Raw genomic sequence first — 23,003 nt, 5'->3', positions numbered from 1 at the left:
AGCATGACCCGCATGGAACCGGCAATTCCCGGCACCGACCCGCGCTTGAACTTCGATGATCCCTTGCTGGACGGCTTGTTGATCCTCTGCAAACTCCATGGCGCGACCGTCAGCCGCGCCAGCCTCAGCGCCGGGCTTCCTATGGCGCACCAACGTCTGAGCCTGGACCTGCTGCCTCGCGCAGCGGCCCGGGCCAGTTTGCAGGCGCGGCTGTTGCGCCGCGAGCTGGGGGATATATCGGCGCTGAATTTGCCAGTGATGCTGATCCTCGCCGGGGGCCGCTGCGCGATATTGCGGCGCTGGGGCGAGGACGGTCGCGCGCTGATCCTGCCCAGCGAGGCCGATGGCGGTGAACAATGGGTCAGCCGCGAGGAACTGACCACCGATTACAGCGGCCAGGCGCTCTTCGCCCGGCCGCGCCATGAGCTTGAAGACCTGCGCGCGCCCCTGGTGCCACGGGTCGAAGCGTGGTTTCGCGACACCTTGAAACTGTCCCGCTGGCTGTACAGCGACGCAATCCTGGCCAGTTTCCTGATCAATCTGCTGGGCTTGATGGTGCCACTGTTCGTCATGCAGACCTACGACCGCGTGGTGCCGAACCAGGCCACCTCCACGTTGTGGGTGCTGGCCGTCGGGCTGTTGATCGGCACCGGTTTCGAGCTCGTGTTGCGGGTGGTGCGTGCTCATCTGCTGGACACCGCCGGCAAGAAAACCGACGTGATTCTTTCCGCCACCCTGTTCGAGCGCATCACCGGCATGGCCATGAAAGCCAAGCCGGTGACCATCGGCGGATTCGCCCAAAGCATTCATGACTTCCAAGGGCTGCGGGAGTTTCTTACCGCCGTGACCCTTACCAGCCTGATCGACCTACCCTTCGCCCTGCTGATGCTGGTGGTGATTGGGCTGCTGGGCGGTTGGCTGGTGGTGATTCCGGTGGTGGCGTTTCCCATCACCGTGGTATTCGCGATGATCATCCAGGCGCGCCTGCGCGACACCGTGCAAAAAAGCCTGGCCCTGGGCGCCCAGCGCCAAGCCCTGCTGATCGAAACCCTCGGCGGCCTGGAAACCCTCAAGGCCTGCAGCGCCGAAAGCGAACGCCAGCATCAGTGGGAAAGCACCCACGGCGCCCTCACCCGCCTCGACAGCCATGCGCGCAATCTTTCGGCCCTGGCGACCAACGGCACGTTGTTCCTGCAACAACTGGCGGGCATGGCGACCATCGTCGCCGGGGTCTACAGCATCATCGCCGGCAACCTCAGCGTCGGCGCACTGGTGGCGACTTACATGCTCGGCAGCCGCGTGCTGGCCCCGCTCGGGCAGATCGCCGGGTTGATCACCCGCTACCAGCAAGCGCAGCTCACCATGCGCAGCACCGATGCCCTGATGGCCTTGCCCCAGGAGCGCGACGCCAAGCAGCGCCCGCTGGACCGAACCCAATTGCAAGGTGCCCTGGACGTCAGCGGCATCACCTTCCATTACAACGGCCAGGACGCTCCGGCGCTGGCCGATGTCAGCTTCAGCCTCAAGCCTGGCGAACGGGTTGGGATCATCGGCCGCAGCGGCTCGGGCAAAAGCACCCTGGCGCGGCTGGTGATGGGGTTTTATGCGCCGGAGCAAGGCCAGTTGCTGTTGGACGGCCTGGACTTGCGGCAACTGGACGTTGCCGACTTGCGTCAGCAGATCGGCTATGTCGCCCATGACTTGCCGCTGCTGGCCGGCAGCCTGCGGGACAACCTCACCCTCGGCGCGCGCTACATCAGCGACGGGCGCATGCTGGAAGTGGCGGAACTGACCGGCGTTACCGAATTGGCCCGTCAACATCCCCAAGGCTTCGACCGCCCGGTGGGCGAACGCGGGCAACTGCTGTCCGGCGGCCAACGCCAGGCCGTGTTGCTGGCCCGAGCCCTGTTGCTCGATCCGCCGATCCTGCTGCTGGACGAACCCACCAGCGCCATGGACAACAGCAGCGAAGACACTCTGCGCCAGAAGCTTCATACCCATGTGCAAGGCAAGACCGTGCTGCTGGTCACCCACCGTACCTCGATGTTGAGCCTGGTTGACCGGTTGGTGGTGCTGGATAACGGGCGGATCGTGGCGGACGGACCGAAGGACGCGGTGATCGATGCGCTGCGCAAGGGACGGGTGGGCTCTGCTGCGGTTTAGCTGCCAACAAATACCTTTGTGGCGAGGGGATTTATCCCCGCTGGGCCGCGAAGCGGCCCCAAGACAGTCAACTCAATCTGTCTGGTACACCGAGGTGTCAGGGTTTAGGGCTGCTTCGCAGCCCAGCGGGGATAAATCCCCTCGCCACAAAAGCAGCACTCAGTAAATCTCATATAGCCAACGGGTACCGCCCATGTCTGCTCAAACATCCGATTCAGCCGCCCGAAGCTACTTCGGCAGCTTCAGTAAAAGCGCTGAAAGCGAGTTCATGCCGGAAACCGCCGGTGCCACGCTGCAGGACTCGCCCCGTCGCTCGCGGGTTACTGTCTGGCTGGCGGCCGGGCTGATTGTCACCGGGCTGGTCTGGGCGAAACTGGCGGTCCTGGAGGAAGTCACCACCGGCGAAGGCAAGGCGATTCCATCGAGCAAGATCCAGGTGATCCAGAACCTGGAGGGCGGCATCGTCACCGAGATTTTCGTGCGCGAAGGCCAGATGGTGAACAAGGGCGACACCTTGCTGCGCCTGGATGACACGCGCTTCCTGTCGAACAAGGGCGAGAGCGAGGCCGACCGTTATGCGTTGATGGCCCAGGTCGAACGTTTGTCGGCGGAGGCCGAAGGACGACCATTGCAGTTATCCAGCGAAGTGACCGGCAAGGCGCCACAAGTGGCCGAGGACGAGCGTGCGCTCCATGAGCAGCGCCAGCGTCGCCTGGCCAGCGAGCAACGGACCTTGACCGAACAATTGCGGCAGAAAACCCAGGAACTGGCGGAGTTTCGCTCCAAGCAAGGCCAATTCAGCTCGGCACTGGCATTGCTGCAAGAAGAGATGAACATGTCGGCACCGCTGGTGCGCACCGGGGCGGTGTCGCCGGTGGAGATTCTGCGGCTCAAGCGCAGCGCGGTGGAAATCCGCGGCTCGCTCAACGCCACCACCCTGGCGATCCCTCGGGCCGAGTCGGCCATCAATGAGATCAAGAGCAAGATCGACGAATCGGAACAGACCTTCCGCTCCGACGCGGCCAAGGAGCTCAACGAGAAACGCACGGAACTGTCGAAAATCACCGCCTCCAGCATCGCCATCGATGACCGCGTGACCCGCACCACCGTAGTCTCGCCGGTGCATGGGGTAATCAAGCAAATGAAGGTCAACACCATCGGCGGCGTGGTCCAGCCGGGCAGCGACATGATCGAAGTCGTGCCCTTGGAAGACAACCTGCTGATCGAAGCCAAGGTCCGCCCACAGGACGTGGCCTTCCTGCACCCAGGCCAGAAAGCCATGGTCAAGTTCAGCGCCTACGACTACACGATCTATGGTGGGCTGAGCGCCAAGCTCGAACTGATCGGCGCCGATACCATCACCGACGACAAGGGCAACAGTTTCTACCTGATCCAGGTACGCACCGATAAGAACCACTTGGGTGGGGATGCGAAACCGTTGCTGATCATTCCGGGGATGGTGGCGACAGTGGACATCATCACCGGGGAGAAAAGTGTGTTGGACTACCTGCTCAAGCCGGTGTTGAAGGCGCGGACCGAGGCGATGCGCGAGCGGTAATCCGAATCTACGCCGATCTCGTGGCGAGGGAGCTTGCTCCCGCTGGGCTGCGCAGCAGCCCCAAGACCATTCACCTCGTTGTGTCAGGCAGACCGCGCCAGCAGGTTTTACGACGGCTGCGCCCGAGGCGTCGGACCGGCCGAGCGGGAGCAAGCTCCCTCGCCACAGGGGTCTCTATACCCCTCCATGGTTCTTCTGGTAAGTCTCCTCTCCCATCGCCGCAATTTGCCCCTCGATCAACGCCTCGAACGGCCGCAACAACGGCTCGAAACTCACCGGTGTCTCAAGCGTCTGCAACGCCTGGGCGATCGCCTCCACCGTCGACAACGCCCCTGGCCCGGGCGCCTTGCGCAAACGATAGCGGGACACGCCGCCGTCGGCCAAGGTCACCCTTGGCAGTGCCGCCAGCAGCGGGTTGAGGTGCAGTAACTTGCGGGCCTTGCGCCAGGTGCCGTCAGGAACGACCAACAGCAGCGGTTCATCGCAGGGGGTGTAGGCTTGCAGCGGCTGCGCATCGTCGGCGGGAAACAACAACCGCGCCCGGTAACCCGGTTGATCGAGCAGCCGTGACAGATCCTCGAACACCTCGCCCACGATCAATTCGGCATTGTTGAGCCCCAACGCCGCCAGCCGTGCGGTGTTCAAGGCATGGTTCACCTCGCTGGGATGCTGTAACAGCAACACGCGGGTGCGGCTGTCGAGGCTGGGGATCAAAGGGCACAGGCAATGGCTTTGCGGCCTGAGGCAACGTGGGCAGTGGATTCTGGACATGGTCAGGCCTGGTTCAGTTGAGCTTTGAGCAGATCACGGAAGGTCTGGATCAGCGGCTCGCGGCTGCGGCCACGGCGCACGATCATCGAGAACGGCGCCTGATAACCAAACGTCGCCGGCAGCAGCACGCGTAAATCGCCCTTGTCGACCCAGGCCTGAGCGTAATGTTCGGGCAGATAACCAATGTAGGCGCCCGACAGTACCAAGATCAACTGTGCCTCCATGCTTTCCACTGTCGCCGCGCTGTGCTTGAAGCCATGGCGGGCCAGCTCGGCCTGACTCCAGTAACCGCGCCCGACCATGCGCTGCTGGGTGATGAGTTGCTCCGGGATACGTCGTTCGCCGAACAACGGGTGGCGACTGCTGCAATACAGCCAGTGCTGCTCGCGGTACAGCGGCATGTAGACCAGCCCACTCATGCGCGTGGAAAACGCGCCGATGGCCAGGTCCAGGCGGTTGTCCTGGACGCCGAGTTGCAATTCGTAAGGGCTCAGGACCGACAGGTGCAGATGCACCGCCGGGTGTTCCTGACTGTACGCGCCGATGGCTTCGGCGAACGGCAAGGCTTTGTCGCTCACCGTGGAATCGATCACCCCCAGGTTCAGGGTGCCGCGCAACTCGCCCTTGAGGGCCGCAGCATATTGCTCGAAGCCTTCGAGTTCGCCGAGCAGCCGCAAGGTTTCCTGATGGAACAACTCGCCCTTGCTGGTCAGGCTGAACCCACCCCGCCCGCGATGACAGAGCACCAGGCCCAGGGCCGATTCGAGTTGGCTCATGTAGGTACTGATGGCGGATGTGGAGAGGTTGAGCTCGTGCTGCGCGTTGGCAAACCCCTGGTGCCGGACCACGCTGACGAAGATGCGCAGCAGTTTCAGGTCGGGTAGAGCGTTGGCCATGGGGGTCTCCGAATTACTCAGGGCTTAGTAGCGCTCTTGTGGCGAGGGAGCTTGCTCCCGCTCGATGGCGCAGCCGTCGCAAAACCTGCCCACGCGATCTACCTGATACACCGAGGTGAATGGTTTTGGGGCTGCTTCGCAGCCCAGCGGGAGCAAGCTCCCTCGCCACAGGGGGCATCATGTCCGCTACAACTGCGCCGGATCGGAGTCTATCGCCCCGCTTCGCATTAGTTTAGAAAAATCTGAACTAAGTATTTGCCGCCAGCGATTCTTCACGGCACAGGCTTTTCGCAGAATCGGCCCCTGATAAATAAAACAAACGATGAGGCCCTACCCGTGGACAAGATTCTTCACCAACCACTGGGCGGCAACGAAATGCCGCGCTTCGGCGGCATCGCCACCATGATGCGACTTCCCCACGTGCCCACCGCCGCCGGCCTGGACGCTGCTTTTGTCGGCGTGCCGCTGGACATCGGCACGTCCCTGCGCGCCGGCACCCGTTTCGGGCCGCGCGAAATCCGCGCCGAATCCGTGATGATCCGCCCCTACAACATGGCCACCGGTGCCGCGCCGTTCGACTCCTTGTCGGTGGCGGACATTGGCGACGTGGCGATCAATACCTTCAACCTGCTCGATGCCGTGCGAATCATTGAGGAGTCGTACCACAAGATCCTCGAACACAACGTCATCCCCCTGACCCTGGGCGGTGACCACACCATTACCCTGCCGATTTTGCGGGCGATCCACAAAAAACACGGCAAGGTCGGCCTCGTGCACATCGACGCCCACGCCGACGTGAACGACCACATGTTCGGCGAGAAAATCGCCCACGGCACCACCTTCCGCCGCGCCGTGGAAGAAGGCCTGCTCGATTGCGACCGCGTGGTGCAAATCGGGCTGCGCGCCCAGGGCTATACCGCCGAGGATTTCAACTGGAGTCGCAACCAGGGCTTTCGCGTGGTCCAGGCCGAAGAGTGCTGGCACAAATCCCTGGCGCCGTTGATGGCTGAAGTGCGCGAGAAAGTCGGCGGCGGCCCGGTGTACCTGAGCTTCGACATCGACGGCATCGACCCGGCCTGGGCGCCAGGCACCGGCACCCCGGAAATCGGCGGCCTGACCACCATCCAGGCAATCGAAATCGTCCGCGGCTGCCAGGGCCTCGACCTGGTCGGTTGCGATCTGGTAGAAGTTTCGCCGCCGTACGACACCACCGGCAATACCTCGCTGCTGGGCGCCAACCTGCTGTACGAGATGCTCTGCGTACTGCCCGGCGTGGTTCATCGCTGAGGCGCGGCCATGAACGATCGAGATCAAGTCCTCGAAGCCGCCGCCGATCTGGTGTCGGCCTTCGCCCGCAACGATCGCGAGGCTTACTTCGGCGCGTTCAGCACCGATGCGAGCTTCGTGTTCTACACCCTCGAACAGCCGCTGCTGTCGCGCGATGCCTACCAGGCGTTGTGGGATCGCTGGCGGTCCGAGGATGGCTTCGAGGTGCTGAGCTGCACCTCGAGCAACGCCTTCGTCAGCCTGCAAGGGAACGTGGCGATTTTCATCCATGACGTGGCCACCGAGCTGCGCATGCAAGGGGAGCTTCACTTTAGCCAGGAGCGCGAAACCATCGTGTTTCGCCAAGAACAACAAGGCCTATGGCTGGCCTGTCATGAACATTTGTCCGCAATGCCGGAAGGGCTGCCACCCCCTTAGCCAAGCAGGCGACGTTCACGCACGATGAACGCGCCTTGATGATCGGAGCAGATCATGAATAACAATAACGATAAAAGCCTTACGCAGATTGAAACCAACGGGGTCGAGCAGATCCCGGACCATGAACGAACCGCCGGCCCGGGTGATCTGTTTCGACTGATCTTCGGCGGCGCCAATACCTTTGCCACCGCCGTGCTCGGCAGTTTCCCGGTGTTGTTCGGCCTTTCGTTCCAGGCCGGGGTCTGGGCGATCGTGCTGGGGGTGTTGGCCGGTTCGATCATCCTCGCGCCGATGGGCCTGTTCGGCCCGCTCAACGGCACCAACAACGCGGTTTCGTCCGGCGCGCATTTCGGTGTTCACGGCCGGATCGTCGGCTCGTTCCTGTCGCTGCTGACCGCTATCGCGTTCTTCTCCCTGTCGGTATGGAGTTCGGGGGACGCGCTGATCGGCGGCGCCAAGCGGCTGGTCGGTGTGCCGGAAACCGACTTGAGTCTGGGCCTGGCCTACGGCCTGTTCGCCCTGCTGGTGCTGACGGTGTGCATCTACGGCTTCCGCTTCATGCTGTGGGTCAATCGCATCGCCGTGTGGGCCGCGAGCCTGTTGTTCCTGCTGGGCATCTTCGCCTTCGCGCCGAGTTTCGACAGCCAGTTCGCCGGCACGGTCGCCCTCGGCCAAACAGGCTTCTATGCCGCCTTCATCGGCGCGGCACTGGTGGCCATGAGCAACCCGATTTCTTTCGGTGCCTTCCTGGGTGACTGGTCGCGCTACATTCCGCGAAATACCCCCAAGCGACACATCATGCTGGCGGTGATTGCCGCTCAGTTGGCAACGCTGGTCCCGTTCCTGTTCGGCCTCGCCACCGCCACCATCGTGGCGACCAAGGCGCCGGACTACATCGCGGCCAACAACTACGTGGGCGGGCTGCTGGCGGTTTCGCCGGGATGGTTCTTCCTGCCGGTGTGCCTGATAGCGGTGATCGGTGGCATGTCCACCGGCACCACGTCGCTGTATGGCACGGGATTGGACATGTCCAGCGTATTCCCACGGGTGCTGTCGCGGGTCAAGGCGACGCTGTTGATCGGCGTCATGTCGATTGCCTTCATCTTCATCGGCCGCTTCGCGGCAAACCTTGTGCAGAGCGTCTCGACCTTCGCCGTGCTGATCATCACCTGCACCACGCCGTGGATGGTGATCATGATCATCGGGCTGCTGGTGCGCCGCGGCTTCTACTGCCCGGATGACCTGCAAGTGTTCACCCGAGGCGAGACCGGCGGACGCTACTGGTTCAGCCACGGCTGGAACTGGCGCGGTCTGGGAGCGTGGATTCCCAGTGCATTGGTCGGGCTGTGCTTCGTCAACTTGCCGGGACAGTTCGTCGGGCCGCTGGGTGAATTGGCCGGCGGGATCGACATCAGCCTGCCGGTGACCCTGGGGCTGGCCTCGGTGGTGTACCTGGCATTGCTGGGGCTGTTTCCGGAACCGGCGGCGGTGTATGGGCCGCAGGATCCGCGGAGCATAGCGCCGCTCACGAAACCAGCGCTCCGGCAGGCCGCCTGACTGACAAATTCCGTGGCGAGGGAGCTTGCTCCCGCTGGGCTGCGCAGCAGCCCCGGTTTTCTGTACTGAAAAGCGACGACGGCTGCGCCGTCGAGCGGGAGCAAGCTCCCTCGCCACCAACGCTCGTTCGCCAGGGACGGCAGCACTTCATCCCGCACATAAAAAATAAAATCGGAGACACGCCATCATGGCCTTGGATTTAATCGTCGTTATCATCTACGCCACCGGCATGATCGCCCTCGGCTGGTACGGCATGCGCCGCGCCAAGACCCGTGACGACTACCTCGTCGCCGGACGCAACCTCGGCCCGGGCTTCTACCTGGGCACCATGGCCGCCACCGTGCTCGGCGGCGCATCGACCATCGGCACCGTGCGCCTGGGCTATGTCCATGGCATTTCCGGATTCTGGCTGTGCGGCGCCATCGGCCTGGGCATCGTCGGGCTGAGCCTGTTTCTCGCCAAGCCGTTGCTCAAGCTCAAGATCTATACCGTGACCCAAGTGCTAGAGCGCCGTTACAACCCGGCCGCACGCCATGCCAGCGCACTGATCATGCTGGTCTACGCGCTGATGATCGGCGCCACCTCGACCATCGCCATCGGCACGGTCATGCAGGTGCTGTTCGGCCTGCCCTTCTGGGTTTCGATCCTGGTGGGCGGCGGCGTGGTGGTGCTGTATTCAACCATTGGCGGGATGTGGTCGCTAACCCTGACCGACATCGTGCAATTCCTGATCATGACCATCGGCCTGGTGTTCCTGCTGATGCCCCTGTCCATCAGTGACGCCGGTGGCTGGGACGCGATGGTGGCGGCCTTGCCGGCGCGCTATTTCGATTTCACCGCCATTGGCTGGGACACCATCATCACGTACTTCCTGATCTACTTCTTTGGCATCTTCATCGGCCAGGACATCTGGCAACGGGTGTTCACCGCCCGCAGCGAAGGCGTGGCAAAAGTCGCCGGCACCGCCGCCGGCCTGTACTGCGTGCTGTACGGCCTGGCCGGTGCGCTGATCGGCATGGCCGCCAAGGTGCTGTTGCCAGACCTGGCAAACGTCAACAACGCCTTTGCCAGCGTGGTGCAACACAGCTTGCCCAACGGGATACGCGGTCTGGTAATCGCCGCAGCCCTCGCGGCGCTGATGTCCACTGCGGCGGCGGGTCTGTTGGCGGCCTCCACCACCGTGGTCCAGGACCTGCTGCCGCGTCTGCGCCAGGGTCGTGAAAGCGGCAACGGCGACGTCCATGAAAACCGCATCGCAACCCTGCTACTGGGCGCCGTGGTCCTGGCGATCGCCTTGGTGGTGAGCGACGTGATCAGCGCCCTGACCCTGGCCTACAACCTGCTGGTGGGCGGCATGCTGGTCCCGCTGATCGGCGCCATTTACTGGAAACGCGCTACCACGGCCGGCGCGATTACCAGCATGTCGCTGGGCTTCGTGACCGCGCTGTTCTTCATGGTCAAGGATGGCCTGGACGCGAATACGCCGATCTATTACAGCCTGAGCGTGGCATTGGTGAGTTTCGTGGTGGTCAGCCTGCTTTCGCCACGGTCGAATGTGGTGCCAAAGGCGGCTTGATCGTCAACTCTCGGCAAGAAGAGATTCCTGTGGGAGCGAGCTTGCTCGCGATGACGGCGGTACATTCAACATGGATGCATGCCGGTCACCGCTATCGCGAGCAAGCTCGCTCCCACAGGTTCTGTCTTTCAGAAATAAAAAGATCGCAGCTGCGGGCCATCTCGACTGAAATAGTCCGCAGCTGCGATCTCTCCAAATTCGGCGGTGTTTACCGGCGGCGCGGCTGGCGGCGGCGTTGCTCATCGTCAGTGCGGATCGGTATCGGCTGCATGGGCGGCTCGATCAGGCCGAGCGCGACACCCAAGTCGTGAAGCCAGTTCTGGATTTTCTCTTTCATCGTGGTGCCCCCTCAGGTGGTGCGAGCGGCAGATTTCTGTGGCCCCTTCGCACTGATAATAGTCCGAAGTCCTACGCAATGCTCGTTACAGATTGCAATGATCTGTTACTGAATTGATCCGAATCCCAGGCTGTGAGTTCAAGCCGATTGCGCCGTCATCATTGGCGCCCGCGGCCACGCTTGTTGTTGCATCTCAATCCAGGCGTTCAGGTTGGCTCCGACCATGCCTTTACGCCACATCAACCACGTTGTCGCACTCGCAAATGGCTCAGCCAATGGATGGACCATCACACGCTCGCGCCCCGGCAGGCTGGCGAGCATCGACTCGGACATCAGCGCCACCCCGGACCCGGCGATGACACACGCCAGCATCCCCTGATAGGACTCGATCTCCATCGCCCGACCCATGGTTGCATGATCATGGGCAAACCAGGCCTCCAGGCGCATCCGGTACGAACAGCCCCGGCGAAAGGTGAACACTGCGCGGCCTTGCACGTCCAGCGCACTGCGTACCGGTGCGTGGTCAGCCTCGGTGATCAGCACCAGCCGCTCGTCGCACAACGGCACGCCATCGAGCCCCGCCAGTTCCAGCGGGCCGTCCACCAACGCCGCGTCGAGGCGATTGGTGAGCAGGCCTTCAAGCAATTCGCCACTCGGCCCCGATTGCACTTGCAGGTTCACCGCCGGGTAGGCCCGGTGATAAGCCGCCAGCAGATCAGGCAAATGCGTCGCTGCCGTGCTGTACATGGTGCCGAGCAGGAAATCCCCGGCCGGCTGACCGCCCTGCACCGCCGCGTGGGCTTCGTCATGCAGGGCAAACAGCTTGGTCGCATAGTCCAACAGGACTTTTCCCGCAGGCGACAATTGCAAACGCTGACGCTCTCTGAGGAAAAGATCCACGCCCAACTGCTCTTCGAGCTGTTTGAGCCGCGTCGACAAGTTCGACGGCACCCGATGCAAGCGCTCGGCAGCCCGGGTGATCGAACCTTCCTCGGCCACGGCCTGGAAAATCCTAAGTTGGCTGAACTCCATGACCTTCTCCAAAAAAGAACAAGTTACTCACTATTATTCATTTTTAATGAAAGTCAATCAGTCCTAGCCTGACGGTCATTCGCCTCAGCGCTGGAGTACGACCATGTCGCCCTTGATTCGCCTGCTCGCCAGTTTCATAGCCCTGATGATGGCCATGGGCATCGGCCGCTTCGCCCTTACACCGCAGTTACCTCATTTGATCGGCGAAGGCCAGGTGGACTTGACCGCCGCCGGTCTGATCGCCGCCGCCAACTACCTGGGTTATTTCCTCGGGGCGCTGGACGCCATGTTTGCCCGTCGCGCCGAGCAGGTACAGCGGCGTTTATTGGGCGGCCTGTGGTTGTGCGTGCTGCTGACGCTGGCGTCGTTCTGGGCCTGGGGCTTCTGGCCGCACTTGGCGCTGCGCTTCGGCACAGGCGTGGCGAGCGCTTGGGTGATGGTGATGATCACCGCCCTCAGCCAACCCTTGGCTGCGGCGGCAGGACGGCCACGCCTTGGTGCACTGGTATTCGCCGGACCGGGGCTGGGGATCTTTCTGACAGGCTTGTTGGCCCTTGGCTCGAACCTGCTGGGCCAGACCTCCGATGTCTTGTGGCTGGTATATGCCGGCGCGGCACTGTTGATGTTGCTGGTGATCCTGCCGGCCCTGCCGAAACCCACGTCGGCAGCCGCCCCAGCAGCATCCGTCGTTGCATCCAGCAATCGCGGCATCGCCCGGCTTTGCGTGGTCTACGCCTTGTATGGCGTGGGCTACATCATACCGGCGACGTTCCTGTCGCAGATGGCTTCGGCGCAGTTCCACGGGCAATGGCAGGCGGATCTGTTCTGGCCTTGTTTCGGCCTGGCGGCCGCCACGGGCGTGCTGTTGGTGAGTCTGCGGCGGCCGAACCCGGACACCACTGCCCGGTGGTTGATGGCCACTTTATGGCTGCAAGCCGCGGGCGTGTTTGCCTGCATGCTGGGCAGTGGCACAGGCCTGGCGCTGGGCGTGATCCTGTGTGGCGCCCCGTTTCTGGCCTGCATGCAATTGATGGTGATGCGCGCCCGGGAACTGGCGCCCCATGCCACCCAGCGCAACATCGGTTTGTTGACCGCATGCTTCGCCGTCGGCCAACTCAGCGGCCCCCTGTTGGCGGCACTGAGCAGTCACTTCAGCGGCGGCTTGCAACCGGCATTGATCGTTGCCGGCAGCGGCCTGGTGCTGGCGGGCGGCCTGTTGCTGCGGCCCACCAATGCGAGCGCGGTGAAACCTTGCGCCCAGACCGCCCTGCGCTGATCAAGCCGGGCCGACCGGGTTTAACGACGGGTTCAGGTGTAGGAAGGGTTGGCGTCGGGCCAAAGCGAAATACAACACGCCTCCAAGGAAGCAACCGGTGAACCAAGCAAAGTTGGCCATTGGCTGGAGGAGCGGCGTGAAAGTGATCGCCACGCCCATCAGCGTCGCCGGGATCAACGCTTTGACTGCTGTCCAGTTAATGCCTCCGCTGTAGTAATAGCGCCCGGTCGGGCCGTCATTGAATAGTGAATCAACGTCGATCTGCTGCTTCTTGATCAGGTAGTAATCCACCAGCAGGATCCCGAAAAGCGGGCCAATAAACGCCGCGAGCACGTCCAGGGTGTAGTGGATCACTTCAGGGTTATTGAACAGGTTCCAAGGCGTGATGAAAATCGATGCCACAGCCGCGATCATGCCGCCGGCGCGCCAGCTGATCTTGCTCGGCGCGACGTTGGCGAAATCAAAAGCCGGGGACACGAAGTTGGCGACGATGTTGATGCCAATGGTCGCGGTGACGAACGCAAAGGCTCCCAGCAAGACGGCCACGTCGTTGTCGATGCGTGCCACGGTGGCGATCGGGTCGTGGAGCATCTCGCCGAACACTGGCAACGTCCCGGAAACGATCACCACGGTCACCAGGGAGAAGGCCAGGAAATTCACCGGCAGCCCCCAGAAATTACCGCGACGCACGTCAGACATGCTCCGGCAGTACCGGCTGAAATCACCGAAATTCAAGGTTGGGCCGGAAAAGTACGACACAACCAGGGCCGTTGCCACGATCACCTGGCCGAATGCCTGCCAGCCGGACAGCGATTTTTCCGCCAAGGTAAAACTGATGTTACTCCAGCCGGCCTTCCAGACGATCCAGCCGGCCAGCAGGAACATCACGGCATACACCACCGGCCCGGCCCAGTCGATGAAGCGACGGATCGACTCCATGCCCGTCCAGAACACCAGCGCCTGGACAAACCACAGCCCAAGGAAACCGAACCAGCCGAGGTAGGACAAACCTGCAAAATGTGGCGTCGCGTAGACTTCCATCGAAGGAAAGAACCGCAGGACCACGATGATCAGAGCGCTGGACGCCAGGTACGTCTGGATCCCATACCAAGCCACGGCGATCAGCCCACGAATGACCGCCGGGATGTTCGCCCCGAACACGCCGAACGCCAGCCTGCAAATGACCGGATAAGGCACCGCCGCCTGTTGGCTCGGTTTGGCGACCAGGTTGGCAATCAACTGCACGATACAAATCCCGCCGAGCAAGGCAATCAGCACCTGCCAACTCGCCAGGCCCAAGGCGAACAGGCTGGCAGCAAACACATAACCGCCGACGCTGTGCACATCACTCATCCAGAACGCGAAGATGTTGTACCAATTCCATTTCTGCGGCAGCGGGCCCAGGTCTTCGTTATAGAGGCGGGGGCTGTAGCCGTTGGGCAATTGCTCGGACATTGCGGGGCTCCTTGGGTGGCCGCCGTGCTCCCGCGTTTGATTGTCCACCACACTGCGCACGGGAGCCGGCGTGGTTTGTATACGGGTTCCTACGCAGAATGCGTGCCATGGCTGGTGGATACGAGACAAACCGCGCTTCTCAGCGCAGGTAAAAACCGAACGAACACAACAGAACGCCCACGAACGGGGCGCGGGTGCATGGTTAAGGTGCAAGGATTTTTGTATACAGCGAAGATCTGTGGCGAGGGGATTTATCCCCGCTGGGCTGCGGAGCAGCCCCAAAAATAACCACTCAATCTGGCAGGTACACCGAGGCGTTCGAATCAGGGCTGCTTCGCAGCCCAGCGGGGATAAATCCCCTCGCCACAGGATGACCTAGCCAACGGTGGTTTGCTCGGCCTAACGATCAAGTCAGCTCAATACGATCAGCATGAATGATAATCTGGCCATTCTTGTACAGCGCACCAATGGCTTTCTTGAAGTTGCCCTTGCTCACACCAAACATACTGGTGATCAGCGCAGGATCGCTCTTGTCGCTCACCGCGAGCGTGCCGTTGTTCTCACGCAACTTGGTAAGAATCTTGGCGTTGAGGCTGGTCGCCGCTTCCTGGCCCACCGGCTGCAAGCTCAGGCTGATCTTGCCGTCCGGACGGACTTCCTTAATAAAGCCCTTTTCCTGTTTGCCGGCGCGCATGAACTTGAAGATTTCGTTCTTGTGGATCAAGCCCCAGTGCTTGTTATTGATGATTGCCTTGAAGCCCATGTCGGTGGCTTCGGCGACCAGCAAATCCACTTCCTGACCAGGCGTGTAGTTGGCCGGGGTCTTGTCCAGATAACGATCCAGGCGTGCCGTCGCGGTGATGCGGCGGGTGTGCTTGTCCAGATAGACATGGACCACGCAATACTCGCCGGCGGTCAGCTGGCGTTTCTCTTCGGAATACGGCAACAGCAAATCCTTGGGCAGGCCCCAGTCCAGGAACACGCCGATGCTGTTGACTTCAACCACTTTCAGACTGGCGAATTCGCCCACCTGGACTTTTGGTTTTTCTGTCGTAGCGATCAGTTTGTCGTCGCTGTCCAGATAAATGAAAACATTGAGCCAGTCTTCATCTTCGCTGGGAATATCCTTGGGGATATAACGGTTGGGCAGCAGGATTTCACCGTCCGCACCGCCGTCCAGATATAAACCGAAGTTAGTATGTTTAACCACTTGCAAACTGTTGTAGCGCCCGACTAAAGCCATTTCCAAATACCCTCGTTACGTGGGCGGCATTCTACCCGGTTTTGGCGTGCGATTCGTCGCCGCCAGCATCGATCGGCGTGCGCCCCTTGATTTTTCTGGCTTTTTGGCCCGCAGGCGGCCATTCGTCAGAAGACACTGGGTTTGAATCGCCCCGCTTACGTTTGTAATTTCAAGGCGGGTTGTTATTTAAAACAGTGGCTTAGGTCAATACACAGGCATGAGTCGGTCGATATTCCAGCCCTACTGCAAATAATTCAGGGGGATATTTGCCAAGCAATTGTCAAGTATTTCCTGTACGATGCCTGGCCCAATTAATTATCCATAGGTTAATGGCCGTCATGCGCGTAAAAGCATCCAACAGCAAAGCAAAGCCAGCTCCAGCCGTTGAAACCAGCGAGTCGATCAACGACCAGATCGCTGCGTTCCTCAAGTCCGGCGGTGAAATCCAGCAGATTGCCAAAGGTGTCAGCGGCCAGACATTCGGCCCGTCCAAGCAGATCAGCCTGGGCAAGAAGTAATCCCCGCGTCACCTGGTCCCAAAGCGCTTTGAATCTCGAAGCGCTTGGACTGGAACCCCTCTCTCAGCCCCCTTCCCCGCAAAAATCGACGAACGGCCATCTCGCTCGGGCATTCGCCGGTATGCTTGCACCTCTCTAGCTCAAGCGTTTCAGCTTGGTTACGGTTCCCTGCTCCTCGCTATTCATGGAGTGAAGCATTTGCGCATTGCTGTTGTCCTGCTGACGTTCAGTCTGCTCGCTTGCCCTGCTTCTTATGGGCAGGTGTTTCAGCGTGAGCTCGGTGACTTCGACCTTAAACTCGGCACCACACCCAGCCGCAGCATGGCACAGGGCCTCGTCACGCCGTCGAGCACCGGCTCGTTCCATGGCGGCCTGGACCTGAGCCATGACAGCGGCTGGTACGTCGGACAATGGTCACCCAGCGCCGGTTTCTCCGCTGACCTGGAAGTCGATTCCTACATGGGTTTCAAACAGCCCTTCGACCAGACCTTGGGTTACGAAGTCGGCCTGATCCATTACAGCTACCCCACCGTCGATACCGTCGACAGCCAGGAATTCTATGGCGGCCTGACCATTCTAGGTAGCCGCTTCGGTGCTGCCTTGAGCAACGACCCGGACAAACAGAACAGCACCCTGTTCGCCGACCTCGGTGGCAACGTGCCCTTCGGCATCGGCATCAGCGCCAAGTACACCACCCACCAGCTCAATACCCCGGTCTCGGTGGAGAATGGTTACGTAGGCAGTTTCAGCGACTGGTCGTTGAAAATATCCCGTCCCTGGAAAGGCATCGACCTGGACCTGATCTACAGCGACTCAAGCCTCAGCGGCAGCAATTGCTCGGCCTATTCCGGGCACAACAGCGAATGCGACAGCCTGCTGACCCTGAAGATGGCCCATCCTTTTTACTAAGCGTTACTTATTCGTTCGGCTGAACTGCCACGCGCCTGCCATGCTCAAACAAATCACCTCCGCCTTCGCAAGGACCCGCTCATGTCGCGCTGGTTAACACGCACCGCCATGTTCATCGCCCTGCTGCTGACAATTACCGCTTGCAGCCGTGTCGGCCTGGCCTACCGCAACCTCGACCTGATCATTCCCTGGACCCTCAACGATTACCTGGAGATCAACGGCGAGCAAAAGGACTGGTTCGACGATCGCCTCAAGGAACACCTGAGCTGGCACTGCACCACGCAACTGCCGGGCTACCTCGATTGGCTGGACCGCCTGAAGACCATGGTGCAAACCAACGCGGTAACCGACGAAGCCCTGCAGCAACGCACCCGCGAAGCCAAGGCCGCCATCGCCGAAACCGCCCGGGCAATCACCCCGTCAGCCATCGAACTGCTGCAAGGCCTGAGCGACGAACAAGTCGCCGACATGGACGCCGCGTTCGTCAAGGATCAACAAAAGCGTCAGCGCGAATACCTCAAGCCGACGTTGCAGCAGCAAATCCAGGAACGTGCCGAGCGCATGGAGAAACGGCTCAATGACTGGATCGGCCCGCTCAACGACGCCCAGCGCCAGCGTGTGATGGCTTGGTCTACCGCTCTTGGCGATCAAAACCAGCAATGGATCGCCAACCGCGCCCACTGGCAAAACCAGTTCAGCGAGGCCGTCGCCCAACGCCACAGCCCCGACTTCCCGAAACGCATCGAGCAACTGCTGGTAAACCGCGAGAGCCTGTGGACGCCCGCTTATCGCGAGGCCTACAACAAAACCGAAGCCCAGGCCCGCAGCCTGTTGGTGGACCTGATGGCCGACAGCACCCCGGCGCAGCGTGAACGGCTATTGCAGAAAATCGACGGCGTAAAGAAGGATTTCAGTGATCTGAAATGCTTGAAGGCAGCACGCTCGTAAAACCACTGTGATCCATGTGGAAGATCCAATGTGGGAGCGAGCTTGCTCGCGATAGCGCCTGACATTCAACAGGTGTTTTGCCTGTTTAATCGCCATCGCGAGCAAGCTCGCTCCCACACGGTTCAGTGCCAGCCTTTCAGGCAATCTGCGCCTTCGAAGCCAAATCATCAAAGGTAAACTCATCCAGCGCATCTTCCTGTTCATCCAGCACCTGACGCGGATGATCATTGCCCGGAATGCTGCTGTCGATCAGGCTCAACAACCGCGAGCCGCGAGGCGTCAGCACGAAGTTTTCGCCATTGCCGCCCTCTTCCTCCGGCCGAGGCTCGATATACCCACGCTCCAACAGCAGCTTTTCGTACTCCCCGGCAACCGCTTTCAGATGATCGAGGTTCTCGATTTCCTCGCCCTGTGCCGCTTTTTCCGCCGCGTGCTGCTCTGCATAAGGCCGAGGGGTAAAACTGTGGCCGGCGCCGTTCTGCACTTCGTGGAGCAACCGTTCGATCAAGTCCCAGTTATAAGTCGTCATCCTGGTCCATCCTCTAAAGCTTAAGAGAGAGATGCCTACCTAACGTGTGACCGAAGCGGTTCAGCGCCGTTCAGCCGGGTTTTCGACCGCCCTTATCCACAAGCCGACCAACGGTTTGTCGAATCCGCCACCAGCCAAACGACTAACCGTTGCAATCGTCGGTAAATCCATCCCTGAGGAGAAGCCCCATGAACATCGAGCACCATCAGGTCGTCTCGCATGAAGAATGGCTCGCCGCCCGCCGCGAACACCTGGCCCATGAAAAAGCCTTCACCCGTGAACGAGACAAACTCAGCGCCGAACGCCGCGCCCTGCCCTGGGTAAAAATCGACAAACCCTACCGCTTCCAAGGTCCCCACGGCGAACTGAGCCTCGCGGACCTGTTCGGCGGCCGCAGCCAACTGATCATCTACCACTTCATGTTCGGCCCCGGCTGGACCGAAGGCTGCCAGGGCTGCTCGTTCCTGTCCGACCACATCGACGGCGCCAACCAACACCTGGCCCACCACGACGTAGCCGTGGTCGCCGTCTCCCGTGCACCTTTTGCCGAATTCCAACCGTTCAAGCGCCGCATGGGCTGGGCCTTCGACTGGGTCTCGTCGCAAGGCTGCGACTTCAACTATGACTTCGGCGTCAGCCTCAAAACCGAAGACACCGCCGCCGGAAAGGCCACCTACAACTACGAAAAAACCGACACCACCGAAGGCGAACTCCCAGGCCTGAGTGTCTTCTATCGCAACGAAGCCGGCGACATCTTCCACACCTACTCCACCTACGCCCGCGGCCTCGACATCCTCGTCGGCACCTACAACTACCTCGACCTCACGCCCAAGGGCCGCAATGAAGACGAGATCATGGATTGGGTGCGGCATCATGATAAGTACGAAGAGGCCAGGCCCCAGGGTTGCTGCCACAGCTGATACGTCAGCCCGCCCAGTCGAGCGACGTGGCGAGGGAGCTTGCTCCCGCTCGACTGCGCAGCGGTCGCCTTCTGTGTCAGCGGGCACCAACAGGATGGCTCAGGCGAAAGCGAGCTTCTTAACTACAACAAATCAATGTGCTGACGAGCCACCCAGAGATCGTAAGCATCCTGCATCGCCAGCCAACTCTCCGGCGAGCGGCCAAATACTACAGACAGCCGCATCGCCATTTCGGGCGACACGGGGCTAGTGCCCTTCAAGACACCGTTCAGTGCCGAGGGGGCTACATCGAGTTTTACTGCCAGCTCACGGCTGCTGATGCCGTTGGGCTCTAGATAAGTCTCAGTAATGAACACCCCGGGATGGGGAGGGTTGTGCATGTTAATCAGCTCGGCGCGGTGGAAGAAGTCCTCGTCTAGCGGAGGTATATCGCTGGTATCGATGTCCGAGTCGTTCATCTTGAGCAGGCGCTCCCAATCGGTTTTCGATGTTTCCGACATAACGTATGCCTTCTATTTAGTAGCTATCGGGTGGAGACATGCAGACCTCATCGCCTCGCCGTTCGGTGTAGCCCACCACGCCAACCACATACTGATCAGACCAATGGTTCGACGCGGCGCACCTTTGACCAAAGAGACTACTGTCGAAACCGTCCTTCTGAAATCAGACGCGTCCCGTATAGAAGTACGAAGGATCCCGCTCGAAGGTTGAAACTTCCTACAAACGGACAGATGACAAAACAGCTCGTAAATGGAAGAAACGAGGACTTATCCGCATCCCAACGGACGCTAAGAGGCCAAGCCCTGCGGCCACTGATGCGGATAAGCACAATCTAGCCGAGCACCGCCCCGTGGCGAGGGAGCTTGCTCCCGCTCGACTGCGCAGCAGTCGCTTGCTTTAAGCCGACAAATGCCAGGCCAAACGTCCTACATAAAGCTCAGAAAGCGGCGTCTTGTGGCTCCGGAGTGGACCAGCTTATAGTCCCTCGTCGCCCAAAAAGGCGACCGGGTTTGGCGACCCGAATAAACAGAGAGACTCATCAACTTCCGAGGCTCTTGCTATGACTAGATTCATGCCCATCACTGGCGTCGACTGCACGCCCGCCACCCTGCTCATCGACACCGAAGCCCCACTCGACGTCCTCTTCGAAACCGCCGACTACCGCATCCGCACCGTGACCCAACTGCTGGAAAACATCGCGTTTCGTTCGGATATCAGCTCCGATACGGTTGTGCTTTCGGACTTTTGCAAAATGCTGACGATAGCGTTGCGTGATGGGTGTGACGTGCTGGATGTAATTGGGAGACGGTTGCGGGCGCAAGCTGCTGAGTGACGAAAACGGGCGACCTTTGGGTCGCCGTTTTCACATGTGCGGAAAGCTAAAGAAAACCAGGGACACAGATAACGTAGTCTGTCCCCGGTTCTGCTTAGCTCCATCTGTGCTCTCATTTAAGGTTTGTATTGTCTGGTCCTGAAACGGCTGTAAACCTATTTCAGGACTAGACATCCTTTTAAGGACAAGCCAACACTTAACGACCTACAAAATTAGACGGAATCGCTGCTTGCTTAAATAAATAAACCTTCTCAACAGGGCAATCGGGATAGATCCATTTGGCCCAGTTCTTAATCAGCCATTCCCTTGAAATCTCTCGGGTATCTGAAAAACGACTTTCAAGAGGTAGGCGCACCACCAAAAGCCCCGCCTTATTACCGGACGCAACGGCAATAGAATGCCCGTACTGGTCGTCCGGAATATCAACGACCATGAAATCTACGATCTCCTCATACGGCCATTTAGCAGGGAGTCGGAATATCTGCCCACGAGTTATCGCTGGAGCCAGACTATCGACTAATTTGATACCTTTCATTATTTAACCCTCAAATCATGCCCACCAGATGTGTCCTTTGAATTAGGAACAGCAACCAAATCAAAATAATATTCGCCAATGTGTTTTCCTGTTTTGCCGTGCACCTGCTCCAACCTGCCAGGAAAAACGGGGACGGAAAAACGGGGACAGACCCTGAGGGATCCCCGAATTTTCTTATGGAAAATCAAGAAGTTGGAATATTGAAGAGACCTGCATGAGTCGGCAACTTGGTTTGCACCACGCAAAAACAAGATCCCGAACCCATGCAGGCCATCCGATTTTTACACAGAGCGCTCGCTCAAGCACTTCCCTCTGTCCATTCCCGTCGTCTGACTACGTTGATGAGTTGTGTTAGTTCATTGCTGCAAGGCCGTCGTCTGACGCTGACAGGACTAGGGCGGTCGATGCCAGGCCGGGCTTACCCCAAACATGCCATCAAGCGAGTAGATCGATTGCTGGGTAATCAGCACCTCAGAGCAGAGCGCCCACTGTTCTACTGGGTGATGTTACGAGCGTTGCTGGGCTCGCTAAAACATCCATTGATTTTGGTCGACTGGTCTCGAATTGACGCCCCAGGAGACGCGTTCTTGTTGAGAGCAGCGATTCCGTTGGCCGGACGCTCATTTCCCATTTATGAAAGTGTGCATGAGCGTGAGAGTTGCCCGAGATACCAAAAACGATTGCTCAACACACTGGCTGAACTACTGCCTGACGGCTGTATTCCCATCTTGGTAACTGACGCGGGTTTTCGGCGTCCATGGATGAAGGCGGTGGCAGCACAGGGCTGGTATTACGTAGCTCGCATACGAAATCGTGAGCTTTATCGCACTGGTGGCGCTGACTGGCAACCCGTGAAAAGCCTATATGCTCTGGCCACTTCATCACCCAGATCGTTGGGCCATGTCGAGATGACCCGTAGCGCTCCCCATTTCATCGACTTGTATTGTGTCCGGCACTCGGCCAAAGGCCGAAAGCATCAACGAGTCACAGGTTCAATCGCCAAAAGTAAGCTCAGTCGTCAGTCCGCCAGACGTGAACGTGAACCCTGGTTGCTGGCGAGCAATCTGGAGCACAGTGAGTGGAATCCGGCGAAAATCGTCGTGATTTATAAAAGGCGCATGCAGATCGAAGAAGGCTTCCGGGATGTAAAAAGTGAGCACTTGGGGTTGGGGCTGAACCTGCATAGAAGTCATTGCCCTCGGCGCATTGAGGCGCTGCTGTTGATTGCGGCTCTGGCCAACTACCTCATCTTTCTGACAGGGCTACAGGCACGTGAAAGCAAATTGGAACAGCGTTATCAAAGCAACAGTCTAAAAGATAGACGGGTGCTTTCGTTGTGGCGCTTGGGGCTGGAGTATTGGCGTTGCTGCACGGACTTTGGCGGACGAGAGCATTTAGAAAAGCTCGAGCAGGCCCTGCGTGACGAGGTGCGTTATCAGGCGCAGAGCTTGGAGTAGATTTGTGGGGATCCCTCAGGGTCTGTCCCCGGTTCTGCCCCTGCTGTTGATTGCGGCTCTGGCCAACTACCTCATCTTCCTGACAGGGCTACAGGCCCGTGAAAGCAAATTGGAACAGCGTTATTAAAGCAACAGCCTAAAAGATAGACGGGTGCTTTCGCTGTGGCGCTTGGGGCTGGAGTATTGGCGTTGCTGCACGGACTTTGGCGGACGAGAGCATTTAGAAAAGCTCGAGCAGGCCCTGCGTGACGAGGTGCATTATCAGGCGCAGAGCCTGGAGTAGATT

21 protein-coding genes and 2 pseudogenes are annotated in these 23,003 nt (G+C 59.9%); 14 read left to right on the top strand and 9 right to left on the bottom strand.

Features of this window, described 5'->3' with window-relative positions:
* The first annotated feature begins 3 nt into the window (after positions 1-3).
* Entirely contained in the window at positions 4-2,163 is a 2,160-nt protein-coding gene (locus tag J3P81_RS07380; protein ID WP_420767424.1) for a type I secretion system permease/ATPase, read from the top strand.
* 193 nt (positions 2,164-2,356) lie between these two features.
* On the top strand, positions 2,357-3,721 hold the full coding sequence (locus J3P81_RS07375) for an HlyD family type I secretion periplasmic adaptor subunit (RefSeq protein WP_420767425.1): 1,365 nt from the start codon (positions 2,357-2,359) through the stop codon (positions 3,719-3,721).
* A 174-nt stretch (positions 3,722-3,895) separates the two neighbouring features.
* Here the strand turns inward: J3P81_RS07375 and J3P81_RS07370 are convergent, their stop codons facing one another.
* Complete coding sequence (locus tag J3P81_RS07370; RefSeq protein ID WP_434562937.1) at positions 3,896-4,492, bottom strand: tRNA-uridine aminocarboxypropyltransferase; 597 nt, start codon at positions 4,490-4,492, stop codon at positions 3,896-3,898.
* A gap of 2 nt (positions 4,493-4,494) precedes the next feature.
* Entirely contained in the window at positions 4,495-5,388 is an 894-nt protein-coding gene (locus J3P81_RS07365; protein ID WP_420767427.1) for a LysR family transcriptional regulator, read from the bottom strand.
* Positions 5,389-5,724: 336 nt separating this feature from the next.
* Between J3P81_RS07365 and speB the strand changes: the two genes are divergently transcribed.
* The 4 genes from speB (at position 5,725) to J3P81_RS07345 (ending at position 10,225) form a co-directional block, all read left to right on the top strand.
* The gene (speB, locus tag J3P81_RS07360; RefSeq protein WP_420767428.1) at positions 5,725-6,675 is read left to right on the top strand and encodes an agmatinase; all 951 of its coding nucleotides are present in this window, start codon (positions 5,725-5,727) and stop codon (positions 6,673-6,675) included.
* A 9-nt stretch (positions 6,676-6,684) separates the two neighbouring features.
* Entirely contained in the window at positions 6,685-7,092 is a 408-nt protein-coding gene (locus tag J3P81_RS07355; protein WP_434562935.1) for a YybH family protein, read from the top strand.
* Positions 7,093-7,146: 54 nt separating this feature from the next.
* The gene (locus tag J3P81_RS07350) at positions 7,147-8,649 is read left to right on the top strand and encodes a purine-cytosine permease family protein (RefSeq protein WP_434562933.1); all 1,503 of its coding nucleotides are present in this window, start codon (positions 7,147-7,149) and stop codon (positions 8,647-8,649) included.
* 187 nt (positions 8,650-8,836) lie between these two features.
* Entirely contained in the window at positions 8,837-10,225 is a 1,389-nt protein-coding gene (locus tag J3P81_RS07345) for a sodium:solute symporter (protein ID WP_434562931.1), read from the top strand.
* 208 nt (positions 10,226-10,433) lie between these two features.
* Here the strand turns inward: J3P81_RS07345 and J3P81_RS07340 are convergent, their stop codons facing one another.
* Entirely contained in the window at positions 10,434-10,562 is a 129-nt protein-coding gene (locus tag J3P81_RS07340) for a PA1414 family protein (protein ID WP_256222727.1), read from the bottom strand.
* Positions 10,563-10,700: 138 nt separating this feature from the next.
* On the bottom strand, positions 10,701-11,594 hold the full coding sequence (gene ptrR, locus J3P81_RS07335) for a putrescine utilization regulator PtrR (RefSeq protein WP_434562929.1): 894 nt from the start codon (positions 11,592-11,594) through the stop codon (positions 10,701-10,703).
* A gap of 103 nt (positions 11,595-11,697) precedes the next feature.
* Here ptrR and J3P81_RS07330 point away from each other — a divergent pair, with 103 nt between their 5' ends.
* Positions 11,698-12,870 carry an MFS transporter gene (locus J3P81_RS07330; protein WP_434562927.1) on the top strand — a complete coding sequence of 391 codons (1,173 nt, stop codon included), beginning with the start codon at positions 11,698-11,700 and terminating at the stop codon, positions 12,868-12,870.
* Here J3P81_RS07330 and J3P81_RS07325 read toward each other — a convergent pair whose 3' ends face one another.
* Both J3P81_RS07325 and J3P81_RS07320 read right to left on the bottom strand, forming a co-directional pair.
* Positions 12,871-14,325: an NCS1 family nucleobase:cation symporter-1 gene (locus tag J3P81_RS07325; RefSeq protein ID WP_434562925.1), complete on the bottom strand. Its 1,455-nt coding sequence runs from the start codon at positions 14,323-14,325 to the stop codon at positions 12,871-12,873.
* Positions 14,326-14,731: 406 nt separating this feature from the next.
* The gene (locus J3P81_RS07320) at positions 14,732-15,568 is read right to left on the bottom strand and encodes a CvfB family protein (RefSeq protein WP_434562923.1); all 837 of its coding nucleotides are present in this window, start codon (positions 15,566-15,568) and stop codon (positions 14,732-14,734) included.
* Positions 15,569-15,897: 329 nt separating this feature from the next.
* On the opposite strand from J3P81_RS07320, the gene J3P81_RS07315 reads away from it, so the two are divergent.
* The 3 genes from J3P81_RS07315 to J3P81_RS07305 all read left to right on the top strand — a co-directional run bounded on the left by J3P81_RS07315 (position 15,898) and on the right by J3P81_RS07305 (position 17,943).
* The gene (locus J3P81_RS07315; RefSeq protein WP_018607615.1) at positions 15,898-16,086 is read left to right on the top strand and encodes a hypothetical protein; all 189 of its coding nucleotides are present in this window, start codon (positions 15,898-15,900) and stop codon (positions 16,084-16,086) included.
* Between the two features lie 198 nt (positions 16,087-16,284).
* Entirely contained in the window at positions 16,285-16,995 is a 711-nt protein-coding gene (locus J3P81_RS07310; RefSeq protein ID WP_434562921.1) for a TorF family putative porin, read from the top strand.
* Positions 16,996-17,076: 81 nt separating this feature from the next.
* Entirely contained in the window at positions 17,077-17,943 is an 867-nt protein-coding gene (locus tag J3P81_RS07305; RefSeq protein WP_434562919.1) for a DUF6279 family lipoprotein, read from the top strand.
* A gap of 136 nt (positions 17,944-18,079) precedes the next feature.
* Here the strand turns inward: J3P81_RS07305 and J3P81_RS07300 are convergent, their stop codons facing one another.
* A complete protein-coding gene (locus J3P81_RS07300) occupies positions 18,080-18,472 on the bottom strand; it encodes a hypothetical protein (RefSeq protein WP_030141150.1) in 393 nt (130 codons plus the stop codon).
* A 188-nt stretch (positions 18,473-18,660) separates the two neighbouring features.
* On the opposite strand from J3P81_RS07300, the gene J3P81_RS07295 reads away from it, so the two are divergent.
* Positions 18,661-19,392 carry a DUF899 domain-containing protein gene (locus J3P81_RS07295; protein ID WP_434562917.1) on the top strand — a complete coding sequence of 244 codons (732 nt, stop codon included), beginning with the start codon at positions 18,661-18,663 and terminating at the stop codon, positions 19,390-19,392.
* Between the two features lie 99 nt (positions 19,393-19,491).
* Here the strand turns inward: J3P81_RS07295 and J3P81_RS07290 are convergent.
* Positions 19,492-19,772, bottom strand: a pseudogene (locus J3P81_RS07290) (HigA family addiction module antitoxin).
* A gap of 680 nt (positions 19,773-20,452) precedes the next feature.
* Here J3P81_RS07290 and J3P81_RS07285 point away from each other — a divergent pair.
* On the top strand, positions 20,453-20,725 hold the full coding sequence (locus J3P81_RS07285) for a hypothetical protein (RefSeq protein WP_420766644.1): 273 nt from the start codon (positions 20,453-20,455) through the stop codon (positions 20,723-20,725).
* A gap of 196 nt (positions 20,726-20,921) precedes the next feature.
* On the opposite strand, the gene imm45 is transcribed toward J3P81_RS07285, so the two are convergent.
* A complete protein-coding gene (imm45, locus tag J3P81_RS07280) occupies positions 20,922-21,260 on the bottom strand; it encodes an Imm45 family immunity protein (RefSeq protein WP_420766645.1) in 339 nt (112 codons plus the stop codon).
* A 263-nt stretch (positions 21,261-21,523) separates the two neighbouring features.
* Here imm45 and J3P81_RS07275 point away from each other — a divergent pair, with 263 nt between their 5' ends.
* Together J3P81_RS07275 and J3P81_RS07270 are read left to right on the top strand one after the other, a co-directional pair.
* Entirely contained in the window at positions 21,524-22,717 is a 1,194-nt protein-coding gene (locus tag J3P81_RS07275) for an IS4 family transposase (RefSeq protein ID WP_434562915.1), read from the top strand.
* Positions 22,718-22,757: 40 nt separating this feature from the next.
* Positions 22,758-23,000: pseudogene (locus J3P81_RS07270) on the top strand (IS4 family transposase); the annotation flags it as partial.
* Positions 23,001-23,003: the final 3 nt, after the last annotated feature.

The sequence above is a fragment of the Pseudomonas sp. R1-6 genome (assembly GCF_051132115.1).
Classification (GTDB): Bacteria; Pseudomonadota; Gammaproteobacteria; order Pseudomonadales; family Pseudomonadaceae; genus Aquipseudomonas.
This window is presented reverse-complemented; position numbering and strand designations above follow the sequence as displayed.

What these genes read in the sequence shown, in the direction of transcription:
- J3P81_RS07350 (WP_434562933.1), top strand. Translation starts at nt 7,147, where the DNA reads ATGAATAACAATAACGATAAAAGCCTTACGCAGATTGAAACCAACGGG.
- J3P81_RS07330 (WP_434562927.1), top strand. Translation starts at nt 11,698, where the DNA reads ATGTCGCCCTTGATTCGCCTGCTCGCCAGTTTCATAGCCCTGATGATG.
- J3P81_RS07365 (WP_420767427.1), bottom strand. Translation starts at nt 5,388, where the DNA reads ATGGCCAACGCTCTACCCGACCTGAAACTGCTGCGCATCTTCGTCAGC.
- imm45 (WP_420766645.1), bottom strand. Translation starts at nt 21,260, where the DNA reads ATGAAAGGTATCAAATTAGTCGATAGTCTGGCTCCAGCGATAACTCGT.
- J3P81_RS07275 (WP_434562915.1), top strand. Translation starts at nt 21,524, where the DNA reads ATGCAGGCCATCCGATTTTTACACAGAGCGCTCGCTCAAGCACTTCCC.
- J3P81_RS07340 (WP_256222727.1), bottom strand. Translation starts at nt 10,562, where the DNA reads ATGAAAGAGAAAATCCAGAACTGGCTTCACGACTTGGGTGTCGCGCTC.
- J3P81_RS07380 (WP_420767424.1), top strand. Translation starts at nt 4, where the DNA reads ATGACCCGCATGGAACCGGCAATTCCCGGCACCGACCCGCGCTTGAAC.
- J3P81_RS07355 (WP_434562935.1), top strand. Translation starts at nt 6,685, where the DNA reads ATGAACGATCGAGATCAAGTCCTCGAAGCCGCCGCCGATCTGGTGTCG.
- J3P81_RS07320 (WP_434562923.1), bottom strand. Translation starts at nt 15,568, where the DNA reads ATGGCTTTAGTCGGGCGCTACAACAGTTTGCAAGTGGTTAAACATACT.
- J3P81_RS07285 (WP_420766644.1), top strand. Translation starts at nt 20,453, where the DNA reads ATGACTAGATTCATGCCCATCACTGGCGTCGACTGCACGCCCGCCACC.
- J3P81_RS07315 (WP_018607615.1), top strand. Translation starts at nt 15,898, where the DNA reads ATGGCCGTCATGCGCGTAAAAGCATCCAACAGCAAAGCAAAGCCAGCT.
- J3P81_RS07345 (WP_434562931.1), top strand. Translation starts at nt 8,837, where the DNA reads ATGGCCTTGGATTTAATCGTCGTTATCATCTACGCCACCGGCATGATC.
- J3P81_RS07325 (WP_434562925.1), bottom strand. Translation starts at nt 14,325, where the DNA reads ATGTCCGAGCAATTGCCCAACGGCTACAGCCCCCGCCTCTATAACGAA.
- J3P81_RS07370 (WP_434562937.1), bottom strand. Translation starts at nt 4,492, where the DNA reads ATGTCCAGAATCCACTGCCCACGTTGCCTCAGGCCGCAAAGCCATTGC.
- J3P81_RS07305 (WP_434562919.1), top strand. Translation starts at nt 17,077, where the DNA reads ATGTCGCGCTGGTTAACACGCACCGCCATGTTCATCGCCCTGCTGCTG.
- ptrR (WP_434562929.1), bottom strand. Translation starts at nt 11,594, where the DNA reads ATGGAGTTCAGCCAACTTAGGATTTTCCAGGCCGTGGCCGAGGAAGGT.
- J3P81_RS07375 (WP_420767425.1), top strand. Translation starts at nt 2,357, where the DNA reads ATGTCTGCTCAAACATCCGATTCAGCCGCCCGAAGCTACTTCGGCAGC.
- J3P81_RS07300 (WP_030141150.1), bottom strand. Translation starts at nt 18,472, where the DNA reads ATGACGACTTATAACTGGGACTTGATCGAACGGTTGCTCCACGAAGTG.
- J3P81_RS07295 (WP_434562917.1), top strand. Translation starts at nt 18,661, where the DNA reads ATGAACATCGAGCACCATCAGGTCGTCTCGCATGAAGAATGGCTCGCC.